This window comes from Celeribacter marinus, from assembly GCF_001308265.1.
Classification (GTDB): Bacteria; Pseudomonadota; Alphaproteobacteria; order Rhodobacterales; family Rhodobacteraceae; genus Celeribacter; species Celeribacter marinus.
On the sequence record NZ_CP012023.1, the window covers coordinates 2,751,088 to 2,769,107 of the forward strand.

Sequence of the window (18,020 nt, forward strand, 5' to 3'; positions counted from 1 at the left end):
ACTGCTGGGCGCGGGGGTCAAACTGGCTTGCGCGCCCTTTTCCTTTTATTTTTCAGGTGTCGTTATGGACGCAACGCAAAAAATTCTCACCTTTCTCGAAGCGGCACATCCCTATGACGTGTTGCCCCGCACCGAGCTGGAAGAACTGGCGCAATCCTTCGCACGTAAAACCTACACCGAGGGCGAGGCTATTTATGCTCACGGCGACCTACTCGAAGGGCTGTACCTGATCAAAGAGGGCAGCGTCGAGATTACCGATGTGAACGGCGCGCAGGTGTCCCTCTTGCAAAAGTCCAACCACTTTGGCGAACGTGGATTGTTGCGTGACGGTTTGGCAGCGACCACCGCCGTGGCGGCGTCTAAAACCACGCTCCTGATCCTCACCCCCAAGGCGTTCAAGGACGAAGTGGCCAAAAGCCCCGCCTTTGCCCGTTACTTCAATCGTGGCCAAGCACGCCCGCAGGCCGCCGCAGGTCTGATGACGCAACACGTCTCGGATTTGATGGCCAAAGACCCCGTGACCTGTCCCATCGATATGACCATTTTGGAATGCGCACGCCTGATGCGCGACCGCCGCGTGTCGTGCCTTGCTGTAACGGACAACGCCGCCCTCAAGGGTCTGGTGACCGTACGCGACATGACGAACAAAGTTCTGGCCGAGGGCTTGGATACCGCCCTGCCCGTTTCGACCATCATGACACCCGACCCCATCACGTTGGAGCCATCAGCCCTTGGAACCGATGTGATCCAAACCATGCTAGAGGCCAAGATTGGCCACCTGCCTATCACAGAGGCCGGCCGCCTTGTCGGCATGGTAACGCAAACCGATATCACGGGCTTTTTCGGATCGTCACAAACCCAAATGATATTCGAACTAACCAAAGCAAAAACGGTGGCCGAAATGGCCGATGTCACCGCGCGCTTGCCTACGTTTCTTATGCAACTTGTCGGCGCACATCTGGCTCATGATGTTGTCACACGTAAGATCACGGATGTTGCTGATATCGTCACGCGCCGCCTCATCAAGATGTACGAGAGCGACTGTGGCGCCGCTCCCGTTCCTTACCTATGGGCCGCCTGTGGCAGTCAGGGCCGCCAAGAGCAAACGGGCGTCTCCGATCAAGACAATTGCCTCATCATCGACAACGCCGCCACTGACGCCGACATGGCCTATTTCAACGCTATGGCCAAATACGTCTGCGATGGATTGGATGCCTGTGGTTACGTCTATTGCCCCGGCGATATGATGGCGATGGCGGATCGGTGGTGCCAACGTCTGTGCGTTTGGGAAAGCTATTTTGACACATGGATCAACAAGCCAGATAGCGAGGCGCAAATGCTTGCCTCCGTGATGTTCGATCTACGACCGATTGCGGGCGACAACTCGCTCTTTAAACCGCTTCAGCAAAGCGCCCTGCAATCTGCGAAAAAGAACTCGATCTTTGTCGCGCATATGATTTCCAATTCGCTCAAACACACGCCACCCCTTGGGCTGTTGCGCGGGTTTGCCACCATTCGTTCGGGCGAGCAACGCGGACATCTGGACATGAAACACAACGGCGTTGTGCCCCTTGTCGATCTGGGCCGCGTCTATGCCCTCCAAAGCGGGACATCCGCGTGCAACACCCGGGCACGCATCGACGCCGCGATAGAGGCAGGTGTCATCTCCGCCTCGGGCGGGGCCGATCTTTTGGCGGCCTATGACACCATTGCCACGGCCCGCCTTGAACATCAGGCGGAACAAGTGCGCGTTGGAGACGCGCCCGACAACTACCTTAGCCCCTCGGCAATTCCCGCCTTTGAGCGCTCCCATTTGCGCGATGCCTTTGTCATCGTGCGCACCATGCAATCCTCGCTCGGCTCGTCATCCGCGCGCAGCTAAAAGAAGGGTCCAAACCCCATGCTCCTCGAATTCATCGCCGTTATCGCCCTCGGGGGCGGCACCGCCGGCATCGTTATGCTGATCCAAAAGCTCACACGCGGCGCACTGCCACGTTGGTCCACATCCGCGGCGGCCGGTCTGGCCATGCTCGGCTTTGCGATTTGGAGCGAATACTCGTGGCTTGACCGGACCGCTGCGGCCCTCGGCCCCGACCACGTTGTCGTGACATCGGTAGAGCGCAAACAGATCTGGCGGCCATGGACCTATTTGGTCCCTGTCACCACCCGATTTATCACGGTGGATATGGGCAAGACCCAGATCAAAGACCGCATTGTGGCAACTGACCTATACTTGCTCTCAAGATGGCAAAAGGGGGCGGTTGTGCCCGTTGCCTTTGATTGCCAGTTGGGCAGGCGCGCCGATATATTCGCGGGATTTTCGGATGATCTCGCCGCTGATCTGATCGGCGCGAATTGGATCACACTTGAAGAGAACGACCCGATTTTTACACAGGCGTGCACAGCCCTCAACTAAGGCGCGCGCCGCACACGGAGAGACGACACACATGCGCGGTCCAGACCATATCTTGCTCGTCGAGGATGAGGACAACATAGCAATCGCGGTGGAGCTGTTGCTTGTACGCGCGGGGTATCATGTCACGCGTGTTGCGACCGGATGTCAGGCGTTGCCCAATTTGCGCGCTTTGATCCCCGCGCTTGTCATTTTGGATGTGACCTTGCCCGAAATGTCGGGCTACGAGATCTGCCAACAGCTGCGCCGCGATCCTGATTTGGGTCGAACGCCTGTCTTGATCATGTCGGCCCGCACCTCTCCTGCGGAACAGCGAAAAGCAATGGCCATGGGCGCAGACGCCTTTTTGGCGAAACCTTTTGCGGCCACTGACCTCATCACCGCCGTGCACCACCTCTCGAAAGGGACACCCCATGAACATTGAACACTGGTCCCTGCGTCTGCGCGTCTTTCTCTTTTTCGCATTCCTTGCGGCGGCGGGCATTGGCGCAGTGTGCGCAGGCCTGTATTTTGGCTTTCACCGCCTCGCCATCCCCCAAGCCCTCAATGGATTTGTCTTTGCTGGCGCGATCTCTAGCTTTGCCATCCTTGGCGTAACTGTGTGGATCTGGCTCATGTTTGATGAAAACGTGGCCAAACCGATCCAACGGCTTTCAGGGGGCATGTTGGCACGCGCCCATGCGAACGTGGAGGATGAACTAGACGCAAGTACAGCTCGCTACCTTGGGGATCTTGCACCCGCCGCTCGCGCCGTGACCCAAAACCTGTCAGCCACACGCAACCAGTTGGCCGAAACCGTGGCCCAAGAGACAACACGTCTGGTTGAGGAAAAGGAAAAACTGTCTGCCCTATGCGCAGATATCCCGCTTGGCGTAGCCCTCGTATCGGGCGCGCACAAGCTGGCATTCTACAATGGCGCTGCCGCTGAATTGCTCGGAGCCGACCACGCCCCGGGCTTGGATCATTCGGTGTTCGACTACCTGAGAGACGCTCCCATCCTCTCCGCCTACCGCCGCCTGTGCGCCGGCGAAGGCGGTGACGGCCACGTGATCGCCCTCACAATTGCGACCCGCCATGGCGCACATACTGTGTCCGCACGTTTGCGTCTCACCCACGCCCCGAGCGAGGGAGACGCCACGCCGCCCTATGTGCTCACCCTTGATGACGTCACCGACGATTTGGCCACACATGTGACACGAGAGGCGTTGTTGCGCCGCGTGGTCAATCGGCTCCGCCCGTCTGTCGCCATGCTCAAAACCGCGCTCGACGCGCGCGCATCGGATGACACCTTGCGCCATGACGCGCGTCTGGACGGCGCGATGATGTCAGAGCTGAACACGCTCATTGCCGAGTTCCACGATATTGACGCCACCTACGAGAACGCCAAAAGCGATTGGTGGCCGATGGGCACCGTACGGGGTGCTGACCTGTGCGATGCTCTCACCGCGCGCCTTGAGGATGATGGGATCGCGCTATCCGCAGACGTGCCCGATCCCCTTGATCTCACGCTCGACGCGGTACAGATTATTTCCCTCATCGACCATATCGCGCAACACCTCACTCGTGATGGGGCAAAGGCGCTCTCACTCCTGATCACGCCAGAGGACACCGGCGCTATGATTGCGTTAGGATGGTCGGGTGAGCCGCTTGCTGTGGATCGTCTGGATGGCTGGATGCGCAGCGAGATCGATGTCGGATTGGCCAACATGACGGGGCGCGCGATCCTTGACCTACACGCGACCGAGCTGTGGCCGGAACAGGGGCGTGGCTCACGAGCAGTACTCAAACTGCCGATCCGCGACGCGCATCGTCGCCATATGACCGCACAGGGTCGCCGCACAGTGGCCTATGATTTCGACCTCCTCGCCAAAACACCGCCCAAGGACGTGATGGACGCGCCACTATCCGATCTGACCTATGTTGTGTTCGACACCGAAACCACGGGCCTCTTGCCGTCTCAAGGTGATGAGATATGCCAAATTGCCGCCCTGCGTGTCGTCAACAATAAGATCATTCATGGCGAGGCCCTTGATCGCTTGGTCAACCCCGGTCGCGACATCCCCGCCGCGTCTACCGCCGTGCATCATATCACCAACGCAATGGTCAAAGATGCCCCCGCAATTGGTGTCGTCGGCAAGCAACTCCATTCCTTTTCGCGCGGTGCAGTTCTGGTCGCTCACAACGCACCATTTGATCTAGAATTCCTGCGCCGTCACGAGGCCGACATCGGCGCAAAATTCACCAATCCCGTTCTTGATACCGTGCTGCTGTCCGCGGTGGTCTTTGGCCAAAGTCAGGATCATACACTTGACGCCATTTGCGATCGTCTGGGCGTGCGCATAGCGCCCGAAGCGCGCCACACTGCCATGGGAGACACCGTTGCCACCGCAGATGTGTTCATCAAAATGGTGCGCATGGCGCAAGAAAGAGGGATCAATACCTTTGGCGAGATGCTTGTCCAGATGCGCAAACACAAACGCCTGCTCCAAGATGCCAATGACCACTTGTAACGCTGCCTACACCAGAGAGCGTATTGACCCCACTGCGCCGCGATGATCGTAAAACGGCACATGCGCGGGGGGAAGCGGCGCGCGTAGCACCGCCTCAACCTCGCGTAGCGCAATCCGTGTCACGGACGGCATATCAAACGTCCGCGCGGCCTCAAGTGTCACCCATTGCAAATGGGATAGCTCATCCTCGGCCCGACTAAAATCGTCCATATCGCTCGAAATAAGGGACGCATCAGCGAGGAAAAACCGCGCATCAAACCGGCGGGGGCGATTGGGTGGCGTGATGGCGCGAAACACAAACGAAAGCCCTGTGACATCCTCAATCACCAAACCGGTCTCTTCGCGCAACTCACGCAGTGTCGCCACAGGAAGGGCATGCGCCAACGCAGGATCAACCTCACGCGCCAATCGCGCCTGACACACCGCAGACATAGCACCGTGCAAAGGCGTGTCAAAATCAGCAGCATCCACCGCCCCACCGGGGAACACAAATTTTCCGGGCATAAACACGGCACCATGACCGCGTTGCCCAAGAAGGACGCGCGGCGCATCCAGCCCGCTTTTGCGGATCACAATCACGGTTGCTGCGTCTTTGATAGGAAGCTCACTCATACGGGCAAGCCTACCGCGCTCTTACGGTTCGCGAAAGGCCTCACGCGATTTGTAGAGCGGTTTAAGAAGATATTGCAAAAACGTCTTTGAGCCTGTGTGCAATTCCACCTGTGCACGCATACCGGGGCGGATTTCGATGTTCTTTTGACGGTCTGTCAGCCCGCCCAAATCAACGGTTGCCGTCACACGGTAATAGGGTTCGGCCTTTGGATCGCGCTCGTCCTTGAACGTGTCGGCCGACACAACTTTGACCGTGCCTTTGAGCGCACCGTAAATCGTATAATCATAAGCCGACAGTTTGATCGTCGCGGCCTGACCCGGCTCGACATGCGCGATATCTTCGGGGCGAACTCTGGCCTCAATAAACAACTCTTCGTCAATCGGGATGATCTGGACCAAGTCCTCACCGGGGCGAATAACGCCGCCAATGGTCGTCACGGTCAACTCGTTGATGATCCCGCGCATGGGAGATGTAATCACCGTGCGGCCCAACTGATCTTGCGCCAATGTCAGCGCCTGTTTGACAGAGGCTATTTCGCGCAACGTATCGGAATATTCCTCAGCCCGTTTCAACTCGGCTTGGCTCACCGTCTCGTTGTATTTCGCCTGTGCATCCGAATGCGCCTTGCGCGCTCGGGTCACTTCGATCAATGCCACAACGTTTTTGGTGAGCATATCCTCCATCAAGGAACGCTCGGCCTCGGCCTGTGTCAACACCGCTAATGCGCCATCTTTGCGTGCCAGATAGTCGGCAGTGCGCGCATTCAAAAGAGCGCGCTCAGAGGCCAAAACCCGCTCGACCCGTCCCGCCAAATCATCCGGAACTACGAATGCATCAGCGCCCTCTAGCTCTGCCTCAAGGCGCAACTGGCGCACACTTAGCGCATCCAACTGCTCTTGGAGATCATCGGTCGAGGTGCGAAATTCGGTTCCTTGCAGACGGGCCAATATCTGCCCCTGCTCAACCGTTTGCCCCTCACGCACAAGCATCTCCGACAAAATGCCGCCCTCAAGGTTTTGCACGATCTGCGAGCGCGACGATGAAATCATTTCACCATCAGATCGGACAATCTCATCGACTGTCGCAATCGAGGCCCAAAGGATAAATACCAACACAACCAAGCCCGCGATGCGGATCACCCAACCCGGCTTGTCGAGATCTTTTTCAAGGACGTTATCAAGCGTAACCATCAGCTTGCGCCCCCTTGGGCCTTGGCAAGATGCGCCGTGACCTGATCGCGCGGGCCATCGACGATCATACGACCGTCTTTAAAGACCATCACGCGGTCCGTCAGCTCAACAATCGGCATCCGGTGGGTCGCGATCACCGCAGTGCGTTGATCCAGCCATGTGGACACCCGCTTGATCAACTTGGTCTCAAGCGCTTGATCAAGAGCCGCAGTCGGCTCATCAAGCAGGCATACACTGGGATCTTGAAGCCATAAACGCGCCCAACCTATTGACTGGCGCTGTCCGACCGAAAGCCCCTCGCCTCCGTCGCGAATTTCGAGATCAAGACCACGATGATGGCTACGCACAAACGCGCCAAGCCCCGCGAAATCGAGCGCGCAATACAACCGGTCATCGCCGTGCGGCAATCCGCCAAGCGATAGGTTGTCGCGCAGTGTCCCCGCGAACAAACGCACATCCTGACCCAGATATCCGACATTGCGCCGAACATCCCGCGCATCAATCTGGTTCATCTCCGCGCCATCCAGCATCACACGACCTTGGCTTGGCGAATACAACCCCGCAAGCACCTTGAGAAAGGTCGATTTGCCCGACCCGTTGGCCCCAAGCAGAGCAATCTTTTGACCCGCCTTTACATCAAGTCCGGGAATATCAAGGCTAGGCGCGCCGTCCGCCTCATATCGAAACTGAACCTCGCGCAATGCAAAGTCGCCCGCGATATGCTCGCGGCGCAAATAGCTCCGTGTCGGGTCGCTCTCTTGTGGCGCATCCGCAATCGCATCCAAACCGTTTAGCGCCGTTTTGACATTGCTCCACCGTGCTAGCGTGCCTGACAATTGTGCCAAGGGCGCAAGAGTCCGCGAGGTCAAAATGCCCGTGGCAATGATCGTCCCGACGGTAAACTCGCCCGCAAAGACCAGATATGTTCCCGCCACAACGGCCGCCACATAGGTCAATTGTTGAACCGCTTGCGCCCAGAACGTCAACAGGCCTGCCAGCTTGCGTTGCTCCGATGATTTCACCGATGACAACAGGTTCAACTCGTCCCAAACCCGTTTGATCCGATCCTCACCACGCTGCGATTTGATCGTGTCCAGCTCGAACACTGCCTCATGGAGCAACCGAGAGGCCTGCGCCGATGCACCTTGTGTCTCTTTGGTGAGTTTCATCATCCGTTTTTGGAAAAAGTACCCCGGTACGATCATCAAAACCGCACCCGCCATCAACAAAAAGACGACAGGTCCGGCGATCGACGCCACCAGCGCGAAAAACAAAAAGATGAACGGAATATCGGCAACTGTCCCAATCGTGGTCGAGGTGAAAAACTCACGCACCGACCCAAATTCGCGCATGGCCGAAAACAACCCCGAGGACGTGGTGGGGCGCGCATCCGAACGCATCCCCAAAATCCGGTCCATCAAAAGCGACTGCACCTTGGTTTCGATCTGACGCCCCGACCCATCCATAAGGCGTGAACGCGCAAGTTTTAGAACGGCCTCAAGCGCAATCGCCACACCCGCCCCAAGTGCCAAAACCCAAAGCGTCGATTGGCTTTGATGCGGGATCACACGGTCGTAAACCTGTAGCGAGAACAACGCGACAGCAACGGCAAGCATGTTGGCAACAAGCGACCCAAGAGCGATTTCACCGATCTGGCGTTTGTAGTCTTTGAACTGCCCCCAAAACCAATGCGCACTCTCAAGGTTCGGCACATAAGAGCGCGATAGCGCATCAAGTGTCTTTCCCGCACGCACAAGCGTGCCCGAAAAATACGGCGCAAATTCCGTCTCCAACACTTCGGCCGTGTGATCAGGCGCAGAGCGGTCGTGAATTTTGAGCACGCCGTTATCTTGCCCAAGAACCAAAACGATGTGACCCGATGTCATATACGCCAGTGCGGGCCACAGCCGTGGCTTTAGCGTTGTCACCGTTGCAACCTGTGAATCCAGTCCCACGTCTTTTAACGCGCGCGCCAGTGTGGCTGGGGCAATATCACCCGATTGCGGTCCGAAACTATCAATCACATCAGAGACCGTGGCCAACACGCCGAACCGTGAGGCCAAAAGCGTGACAAGCTCCGCGCGCTGCACCGTCTGCTTTGAGATCGCGGGTGCGACAGGCATAACCGTTGTCGTTGGCGACACTACAGGCTCGGGACGAGTTTGTGGCTGAGCTGGTGCGGCCATCTGAGGCGGGGCAACGGGTTGAGGCGCGGGCTGTAGCGCAACCTCGGGGGCGCGCGGCGCGGGTGCCTCCACAACAGGCTGATCGACTGTGACCGCTTGTTGCGCCCGCGCTTGCATGCGTGCCTTTGCCTCGGCTTTGACGGTTGCAGCGTCCTTCTTGAGCGGCTCCCCCCCATCGGTGGCGGCGCGTGCACGGGCCAATCGCTGGGTTTTCGCGGCCTCACGCGCACGGCGCTCTTCGGCCTGCTCGCGTGCAAGATGCTCTTCGCGCTCCTTGGCGTCTTTGGCGGACTTTGCCGCCATCGCCCGCACCGCTTTGGCGGCGGCACGTTTCTTGTCGAGGTGCGGATCAACGATCTCAACCTCGGGGATCACCGCCACAGGCACGGCTTTTGGCCGCCCACCCAAATGGACTGTCATTGGTCCGACTTTGGCATTCGGGGCTTTGGCTTTGTTTGACACGTCTTTGGGCGCCACAGGGCGCGCCGACGTAATCTTGAATGCCAATTTGCTACCCCGGCTCAAATCTCTGCTCCGTTCGCCAAGACACCAGCCAAACGGGCCGCTTCCAATTGCGTTTGCACGATCTCGTATTTGACATCGATGTGTTTCAACTCGTCGCGTACCATCTGCTCATAGACGCTCAACACATCCATGACCGTCTTTTTGCCGGCCTCGAATTGGTCTTGGAACAGGCGGTAATTTGCACGTGATTGCTGTACCAGATCGGCGGCGTCCCGCTCCTTGCGGCTCAACGCCTGTAGGCTGCTGTCCAATCTCGAACGCTGACGCGCTGCGGTCTCTTGCGCGCGACCGACAAGGGCGAGAGCCGCCCCCTCGCGTGCTTTGCTCGCTTCCATTTCGGCGCGCGTGCCAAGGCCTAGGCCACTGCCCTCATAGTCCAAAGCAGCCGAGCTATTCTTACCAATCAATCCCGTTGCGGACAAAGTGGGCAACAAGGATGCACGCTCCACATGGGCCTCCGCAGAGGCGCGTTTGGCCTCAGCCCGTGCGCGCACCACATCCAATGTCTCAAGGGACGAGGACGCCAATTTGATCCCACTTGGCGCGCTCAATTCAGGCACAGAGTGGCCCGACATCATAGAGCGCAATTCGGAAATCGCGCTATCACGCGCCTCGCTGTGGGTCGCGGCCTCGTGCTCCATCTCGGAGATTTTGGAATGCACCACACGCTCGTCAGCAAGACTGGAAAGCCCCCCGCGCACGCGCTCGCCAACCACACGGTTGAACTCGCGCATCCGCCCTAGACCACTTTGCGCCATCGCGGTTTTTTCGCGCGCCTCAGCGGCGACAACCAGTAGCTCCAGCCCCGAATGAACGCGGTCGTTTTCATCTTGAGCCAAGACAACCGCAGCCACTTCGACATCGGCGGCAGCAAATTCGCGCTCGGCCTTTTTCTTGCCGTTGTCGTACAACACCTGATTGACCAATAACCCGGCCGCGAATTCACCCAATGACGTCAACGAGATGGAAGGGCCAATCGTGGGAAGCCAGTTTTTATCACGCGACACAGACCGCATTTTGGCCGCACGCAACTCTGCCTGCGCCACACCTGATGAGGTTTCAAGCAACGTCGATGCCAACGTGTCATAGGGCGAGCCTGCATCCAACACACTGCGCCGCGAAATCAGGCCCGAAATGATCTCGGATCCGCTATCAGAATTGGCCGCCGCAAGTTGCGGCGCACCCGTCACCATCGGGGCCGGAGCCGCCATTTGGTCACGTACAAACGCCACAGGTTTGACATCGGAGAGTTTGGACATCAAAGGCGCATCCATACATCCAGACAGAGCAGTGGTTGCCCCGATAAAGATACAAACTGAAAGACCCTTGCGCATGACACCCTCACTCAACACCTGCGTGAACTGACCCCGAAAAGACACAAGACGTCCTTACGGGAGCACCACTTCGATATCGTGATCTACCAGAACCTGACCCTCGTCGCCCAATGTATAGACATCGTAGGTCGCGCCATCGATTTGCGTCGATTGGCCTGTGTTCGTTGCACCCTCGAGGATCACACGGTCGTCTTCGCCGCCATGAATGGTGATCGCACCATCCACGCCCGCCAAACGATCCATGTCAGCGGCCTTGAGCGTGACCTGACCACCGTTGACGAACTGAAGATCAATCGCGCCAAGCTCGAACCCGTCAAGGCCGGTATTGTCGAGATCAACATCGAACATCGCGCCATCAGGGCGTTCATTGGTGGTGTCGAGTACAAACAGAGTATCAGATTGGTTGCCCGCTGTGTCCTCAGAGGACAACACGATTTGCGACCCGTTCGGGATCTTGTTGCCAAAGACCATCATAGTTTCGCTGCCGACCTCAATGTCGGTTGCGGCCACTTCGGTAACTTGGCCCGCATCCGTGACAGAAAAGACCGAGACATCATCCGCCGTAGCGTCGATTGAAACAGACCGTACACCGGTGGTGTCGCGCATAACCGCCTCGACCACGGGTTCGGTGTCGATGGTATCAATCTCGATCTGTGTCATCTCGGACAAGGTATTGTTGTATTTGTCGATGGCTTCGATTTTCACGTCTGCGAACCGTTCGCCGCCCGCAATCACACCGTCCTCAAACGTCACGGTCCAGCCGCCGTTGCTGTCCACCTCTGCTTGTTGGCGCACGCCGTCGATAGTGACAAAGACGCGCGACCCTGCTTCGACTTCGCCCGTTAGAACCAGACCACCGTCCATTTCCGCGCCGTTAAATACGCCATCCGCGCCCGCAACATTGGCGTCCATGCCAAGCTCGTTCACAATTGTGTCGTAAGTCACCGTGTCGGACAAACGTGCCTCGTTACCCGCAAGGTCGGTTGCTACGACCAAGATTGGAACAAAGCCCTCGCCCGCAGGGATTGTACCCGCAGGAAGCGTATAGGACCACGCACCTGTGCCATTGGCCGTGACCGAGAACTCGGACCCGCCCACGGTGATGACCACATCTGAATATGGCTCAACTTGACCGTTCAGTTTCACACCGTTGTCAGATTCTGTTTTGTTTACAACGCCATCGGAGCCGCCAAAATCAGACAGGTTATTGAATTCATTTACAAAAGTATCGACTTCGATTGCGCGGGTAACCGTTTTGGTGTTGCCCGCATCATCCGTGATCGTCGCCGTAGCTTCGGTCATGTATTCGCCCGCGACCACTTCGCTTGCGGCAAATTTCACCGCGAACGAGCCACCAGATGAGGCCCGTACCGTGTGCGACGCATCGCCCAACGTCACGACCACATTTAGTCCCGGCGTTGCCGTACCCGTAATCCAGACGCCATCAGCGGCCTCATCAAAGTTGATGACGTTGTCGCCCTCAACCGGACCGGTCGAGAGGGCAACATTGCCAGCCACGGTATCTACACGAACAGACGTTGCTGACTGCGCAGAGTTACCCGCCGCGTCTGTCGCAACTGCCGTGAGTGTTGTGTTGTATTCACCCGCAGGCAACGTACCGGCCGGAAGTGTGACATTCCAAACGCCGTTTGCGCCCGCCGCCGTGGTCATCTCCACACCTTGAAGCGTGACAACAACGATCGATCCGGGTTCGGCTGTGCCAGAGAACGTGAGCGGTTGACCGCTTTCCGAAAGGTTCACGATCTCGTCGCCACCCGAGTGGTTCGGATCAATCGCAACACCCATTTCAGTGTCGATATGGAATGTGCCAGATGTGGACGACGAATTGCCCGCCGCGTCCGTGGACACCGCCGTCACATTGGCGTCATAGGTGCCTTGGGGCAGTGAACCATTGGCGTAGTTGACCGTCCACGTTCCATCCTCACCGACAGTTGTCGAGCGCGATACGCCCGCGACCGTCACCACCACAGTCGAGCCTGCCTCGCCGGTGCCGGACAAATCAACGCTCTCTTTCATTTCAGACAGGTTTACAGTGCCGTCACCACCCGCGCCGCCCGCGTTCACCGTCAGGCCGCCTTCGAGGTCGACGTGAACGTCATGCGTATAACTCGCCGCATTGCCTGCCGCGTCCGTAACGGTCGCAGAGATAGTGCTATCGTATGTTCCAGACGGGAATTGCGTGCCGTCAAAAACGGCGCTCCATGTGCCATCTTGGCCAACGGTCGTTTCGACCTGCTGACCTTCCATTGTGACAACAACGGTTGCGCCGGCTTCGGAGGTTCCCGATACGGTCACATCGCCTGTGGCTTCGTCGATATTGATGACATTGTCGCCAGCAACCATATCAAACGTTAGGTCTTCCGCTTCGGTATCGACCAAAAGCGTATCAGTCACAGTCGTAGAGTTGCCCGCCCCGTCCGTCGATGTGACGGTGACATCTGTGGTGTATTCACCCTCTTCAATCGTTTCGCTGTCGAAATCGACAGTCCACGTGCCGTCCTCGTTTACCGTGGTTGTACCCGTGGTGTCGTTGATAGTGACATCCACCGTTGCACCCGGCTCACCCTCGCCCGAAATGGTAAAGCTGCCACTATCGTAGCCCTCGCCATTGACGATCGCACCCGTTCCTTCGGTTCCGTCCGTAATGACAACATCAGGCGCAGATGTGTCGGGCGCAGACCCGCCACCACCACCACCACCATCACTTCCACCGCCATCACCATTCGCGAGCGCACCAGCCGCCAAAGCTGCACCACCTGCACCAAGACCAAACAATGGGCCAAGCAATGGCGCGGCAATCGGCGCAACAACCGGTTCGATCCGCTCAAGGTCAAGGAACACCAACTGGTCGTATTCGCTCCACTTGCCCGACAAATCGACATCGCCGTAACTTGCCAGCAATTCACCCTCAGCCGTGTCTGCAAATTCAACCTCGGAGATAAAACCGCGCTCGGACAGCAACAGCTCCTTTTCACCGCCAACAAAGAAGCCTTCGAGACGAATTTCCTTGCCACCGACCAACGTGAGGATCAAATCCCCGCCGTCGCGCGCATAACCGGAAATCGCGGCCTGCGTTGTGTTCAATGAAATGTCTTCTATGCCCGCCATACGGATGACTTCGACATCACCCGCGAGAGAAAGACTGCCTGTGTCGATTTCGCCCGCATTATTGCGGACGGTAAATTGCAAACCTACCATTATACATATTCACTTCTGCTCAAGTATGTGCCGTGTATCCTAAGTTTGGTCACAGCTATCATTACGCTCTAGCTTAGAAACTAACGTATACTCGAATCACTTGCTAGATTTTTCTGCGATTTCGGCAAAAAAAGCCCTATTTGCTACCAGATAGCGCCATAAACCCCGGACTGCTCCCAAGATTTGGAGAAGAACACGACATATTGGCAATCAGGCAAGATAGCGAAAATGGATGATTTTTATGACCTTACGTCAGCCAGCACGGCCCACACCGCGCAGCCGAAGTGCATTGCTGATCACAAAGACAGATGAGAGCGCCATTGCCCCCGCGCCCAGCATCGGAGAGAGCAAAACACCCCAAGTCGGGTAAAGCACGCCCGCAGCAATCGGGATAAGTGCGACATTGTACGCAAAGGCCCAAAACAGGTTTTGGCGGATATTGCGCATCACTTTGCGGCTCAGGTCCAACGCCGTGACCACCGCGCGCGGGTCCGCCCCCATCAAAACCACGTCCGCCGCCTCAATCGCAACATCAGTGCCGCTCCCAACGGCCAACCCGACATCTGCCGAGGCCAACGCAGGCGCATCGTTTATCCCATCGCCAACAAATGCAATCTGGCCAAACTGTGCACGCAATGCCGCGACGATCTCGGCCTTGCCCTTGGGCAACACCTCCGCCTCGACCCGATCGATGCCCAACTCGTCCGCAATCGCGCGTGCCGCCCGCTTGGTATCGCCCGAGACCATGACCACGGATAGCCCGCGCGCATGTAACATCGCGACCGCCTCTTTCGACCCTGCACGCACACGGTCAGACACGCCAAGGACCATCGCAGGCACGCCGTCTATCGCCACCAAAACAGGGGTGCGCCCTTGCGCCTCCAACATCTCTAACGATGCGCCAAAAGCCGCCATTTCGACGCCTTCGCGCACCATCAATCGCCCATTGCCGACCAAGACCTGATGATCGCCAACCTGCGCACTCACCCCGTGTCCTGCGACCGCGCGGGCGCGACCAACCGCTGGCAGGGTCAGGTCATGCTCTGCCGCCGCCCGCTCAATGGCGCGCGCGATCGGATGCTCTGATTTTGCCTCCACGGCGGCAACCATCGCCAGAACGGTGTTTTCATCGCCAAACAGCGCGATGATATCCGTCACCACGGGCGCGCCCATCGTGAGTGTGCCGGTCTTGTCAAACGCCACCACCTTGACCGACTGCAACGCCTGAAGGGCATCACCCTTGCGAAACAACACGCCCAACTCTGCGGCCCGCCCCGTTCCCACCATGATCGATGTGGGCGTGGCCAGACCCATCGCGCACGGACAGGCAATGATCAGCACCGATACCCCCGCAACAAGCGCATATTGCAACGCCGCATCAGGCCCAAAGGCCAACCAGACCAGAACAGTCAACGCGGCCAACACCATCACAGCAGGCACAAAATACATCGTCACCTTATCAACCAAAGACTGAATTGGGAGCTTGGCCCCTTGCGCATCTTCGACCATGCGAATGATCTGCGCCAACATGGTGTCACCGCCCACCTTGAGCGCGCGGTAGCTCATCGCCCCCTCGCCGTTTACCGTACCCGCGATCAACGCCGCCCCTTCGCCCTTGGCCACGGGCAGCGGCTCGCCGGAGATCATCGCCTCGTCAACATGGCTGTCGCCGCTGATCACAACACCGTCCACCGCAACCTTTTCACCGGGACGCAGGTGCACAATATCACCCACGACAACCTCACCAATGGCCACATCAACAACCGCCCCGTCACGCTCTACGCGGGCTGTCACGGCCTTCATCCCGGCCAGTTTGCGAATGGCCTCGCCCGTGCGCCCCTTTGCGCGCGCTTCTAAATAGCGCCCCAACAAGATCAGCGTCACAATCACCGCCGCAGCCTCGAAATACACGTTTCGCGCGGCAGGCGGCAAATACCACGGTGCAAAAGTCGTCACGCACGAATAGGCAAACGCTGACCCCGCCCCCATCGCCACGAGCGAATTCATATCAGGCGCGCCGCGCAACAAGGCGGGAACCCCCTTTAAAAAGAACCCGCGCGCAGGGCCGATCAAGACGACCAATGTGAGCCAAAACTGGATAAGCCGCCATGTTTGGTGCTCCATCGCCCCCATAATCCAACCATGGACAGGCGGGTATAAATGCCCACCCATTTCAACGACGAACACCGGCAATGTGAAGGCAGCAGCAACGATTAACCGGCGCAAATAGCCGCGCGCCTCATCGGCTTTGCGATCCTCGTGTGGCGCATCTTGCGCGCGAGATCTGGCGGTGTACCCGACCCCCGCCACCGCGCCGCATAGGGCATCCGCGTCTGTTACTCCGGCTAAAACCGTAGCGCTCGCCGTTTCTGCCGCCAGATTGACCGATGCGGCGATCACGCCCTCAACATCCGCCAAAGCCCGCTCAACCCGCCCGACACATGAGGCGCACGACATGCCCTCGACATCGAGCACGATAGCCTCCGTTCGCGCGGGATAACCCGCTTTTTCCAAGGTTGCGACAATACTGGACATGTCCGCAGGCGCTTCAAACGTAATCTCCGCCGCCTCCACGGCAAGGTTCACATTGGCCGCATGAATGCCTTCGGCCGCCAAAAGAGCCCGCTCGACACGTCCCACGCAGGACGCGCAGGTCATTCCCTCAACGCTCAATCTGACGGAGTGCATGTTGGCCTCTTTCGGTTAAATTCCTTGCCCCACCTAGGTGTCTACGTCGCCACGCGTCAAGACGCAGCGCGACAAAGTGAACGCATTGCCTTTCACCGGCGATATGCTACTCATTTCAAAACATCAAAAGGAACCCGCTATGTCCGTGTTTTCAGTTCCCGATATGACGTGTGGCCATTGCAGCGCCTCCATCTTGCAGGCCCTCGAAGCTGTTGATGATGGCGTCGATATCGAGGTCGATATGGAGAACCGTGAAATTGATGTGCGCTCCAACGCCACAGACGCGGCTGTTCTGAAAGCCCTACAAGACGCCGGATACCCCGCCGAACTGCGTTCCTGAGCACGCCCACACGCCCCTTGTTCATTTATCTGCATTGCACGCGCGCGATGCCCGCGCAATAACGGTGCGTAAACCACGCAAGATGAACACGAGGGAGAGGCTGATGATCAAAGCCGACTGGATCGCTGTCGATTGGGGCACAACCGCCCTGCGCGCTTGGGCCATGAGCACAAGTGGCACTCTTCTGGCTGAGGCGCATTCCGAAAACGGGATGGGATCGCTTGATCCAGACGCATTTGAACCTGCACTTCTTGACCTCATCTCGGATTGGCTCCCTGCGGGCAAAACCCGCGTGATTGCATGTGGTATGGTTGGCGCGCGCCAAGGTTGGATTGAGGCTGATTACGCCCGCACACCCTGCGCCCCCACCGCCAGCATACTCACACACGCGCCGACCACCGATCCGCGCCTTGATGTGCGTATCCTTCCGGGGGTTTGCCAAATGTCACCCGCCGATGTGATGCGCGGCGAGGAAACCCAAATCGCTGGATTCCAAGCCCTCAATCCCGACTTTGACGGCGTAGTCGTCCTGCCCGGGAGCCACACCAAATGGGTCCATATGAGCGCGCGCGAAATCGTATCGTTCCAAACCGTGATGACAGGGGAAATGTTCGCGGCCCTGTCCAATCACACCGTATTGCGCCACTCTGTGACCTGCGATGACTGGGATGCGTCCGCCTTTGACAACGCGGTCGACGAGAGCCTGTCACGCCCTGAAAAGCTTGCCGCCAAACTGTTTTCGCTGCGCGCCGAGGGCTTGCTCAATGGCATGACCAACGCCACCGCCAAATCCCGCTTGTCCGGCCTCTTGATCGGCGCTGAAATTGCCGCGTGCAAACCGTACTGGCTCGGCCAACCTGTGGCGCTGATCGGCGACAAAAAACTGTGTGCGCTGTATGCGCGCGCTCTGAAACCCCAAGGCGTCGATGCCGTTATGACCGATGCCACGACGATGACCCTCGCAGGGCTCAAAGCCGCCCACGCCACACTGACGGAGTAACC

General features: G+C 58.1%; 12 protein-coding genes. 6 read left to right on the plus strand and 6 right to left on the minus strand.

Annotation, left to right across the window (positions count from 1 at the left end; genetic code table 11):
• Positions 1-64 precede the first annotated feature (64 nt).
• From IMCC12053_RS13695 to IMCC12053_RS13710, 4 genes are read left to right on the plus strand one after another with little or no spacing between them, the layout of a single operon-like run.
• Positions 65-1,882 (plus strand): putative nucleotidyltransferase substrate binding domain-containing protein, encoded by a 1,818-nt coding sequence (locus tag IMCC12053_RS13695; RefSeq protein WP_062219988.1) that lies wholly within the window; start codon positions 65-67, stop codon positions 1,880-1,882.
• Between the two features lie 18 nt (positions 1,883-1,900).
• Positions 1,901-2,416, plus strand: coding sequence for a hypothetical protein (locus tag IMCC12053_RS13700; RefSeq protein ID WP_062219990.1), 516 nt, complete (start codon positions 1,901-1,903; stop codon positions 2,414-2,416).
• Positions 2,417-2,447: 31 nt separating this feature from the next.
• Positions 2,448-2,837: a response regulator transcription factor gene (locus IMCC12053_RS13705; protein ID WP_062219991.1), complete on the plus strand. Its 390-nt coding sequence runs from the start codon at positions 2,448-2,450 to the stop codon at positions 2,835-2,837.
• Positions 2,827-4,923: a 3'-5' exonuclease gene (locus IMCC12053_RS13710; RefSeq protein WP_062219993.1), complete on the plus strand. Its 2,097-nt coding sequence runs from the start codon at positions 2,827-2,829 to the stop codon at positions 4,921-4,923. The genes IMCC12053_RS13705 and IMCC12053_RS13710 overlap by 11 nt, the downstream gene beginning before the upstream one ends.
• Before the next feature lie 6 nt (positions 4,924-4,929).
• On the opposite strand, the gene IMCC12053_RS13715 is transcribed toward IMCC12053_RS13710, so the two are convergent.
• From IMCC12053_RS13715 to IMCC12053_RS13740, 6 genes are all read right to left on the minus strand, one after another.
• Positions 4,930-5,535 (minus strand): NUDIX hydrolase, encoded by a 606-nt coding sequence (locus IMCC12053_RS13715; protein WP_062219995.1) that lies wholly within the window; start codon positions 5,533-5,535, stop codon positions 4,930-4,932.
• A 21-nt stretch (positions 5,536-5,556) separates the two neighbouring features.
• The gene (locus IMCC12053_RS13720) at positions 5,557-6,726 is read right to left on the minus strand and encodes an HlyD family type I secretion periplasmic adaptor subunit (protein ID WP_062219997.1); all 1,170 of its coding nucleotides are present in this window, start codon (positions 6,724-6,726) and stop codon (positions 5,557-5,559) included.
• Positions 6,726-9,029 carry an ATP-binding cassette domain-containing protein gene (locus IMCC12053_RS13725; RefSeq protein WP_074906447.1) on the minus strand — a complete coding sequence of 768 codons (2,304 nt, stop codon included), beginning with the start codon at positions 9,027-9,029 and terminating at the stop codon, positions 6,726-6,728. The genes IMCC12053_RS13720 and IMCC12053_RS13725 overlap by 1 nt, the downstream gene beginning before the upstream one ends.
• Before the next feature lie 404 nt (positions 9,030-9,433).
• Positions 9,434-10,771, minus strand: a complete 1,338-nt coding sequence (locus IMCC12053_RS13730; RefSeq protein WP_062220000.1) for a TolC family protein — start codon at positions 10,769-10,771, stop codon at positions 9,434-9,436.
• A gap of 54 nt (positions 10,772-10,825) precedes the next feature.
• Positions 10,826-13,990, minus strand: a complete 3,165-nt coding sequence (locus IMCC12053_RS13735; protein WP_062220002.1) for an Ig-like domain-containing protein — start codon at positions 13,988-13,990, stop codon at positions 10,826-10,828.
• Between the two features lie 252 nt (positions 13,991-14,242).
• On the minus strand, positions 14,243-16,678 hold the full coding sequence (locus IMCC12053_RS13740) for a heavy metal translocating P-type ATPase (RefSeq protein WP_062220003.1): 2,436 nt from the start codon (positions 16,676-16,678) through the stop codon (positions 14,243-14,245).
• A 139-nt stretch (positions 16,679-16,817) separates the two neighbouring features.
• Here IMCC12053_RS13740 and IMCC12053_RS13745 point away from each other — a divergent pair, with 139 nt between their 5' ends.
• Both IMCC12053_RS13745 and IMCC12053_RS13750 read left to right on the plus strand, forming a co-directional pair.
• A complete protein-coding gene (locus IMCC12053_RS13745; RefSeq protein ID WP_062221362.1) occupies positions 16,818-17,018 on the plus strand; it encodes a heavy-metal-associated domain-containing protein in 201 nt (66 codons plus the stop codon).
• A 103-nt stretch (positions 17,019-17,121) separates the two neighbouring features.
• The gene (locus tag IMCC12053_RS13750) at positions 17,122-18,018 is read left to right on the plus strand and encodes a 2-dehydro-3-deoxygalactonokinase (protein ID WP_062220005.1); all 897 of its coding nucleotides are present in this window, start codon (positions 17,122-17,124) and stop codon (positions 18,016-18,018) included.
• The last annotated feature ends 2 nt before the right edge of the window (positions 18,019-18,020 follow it).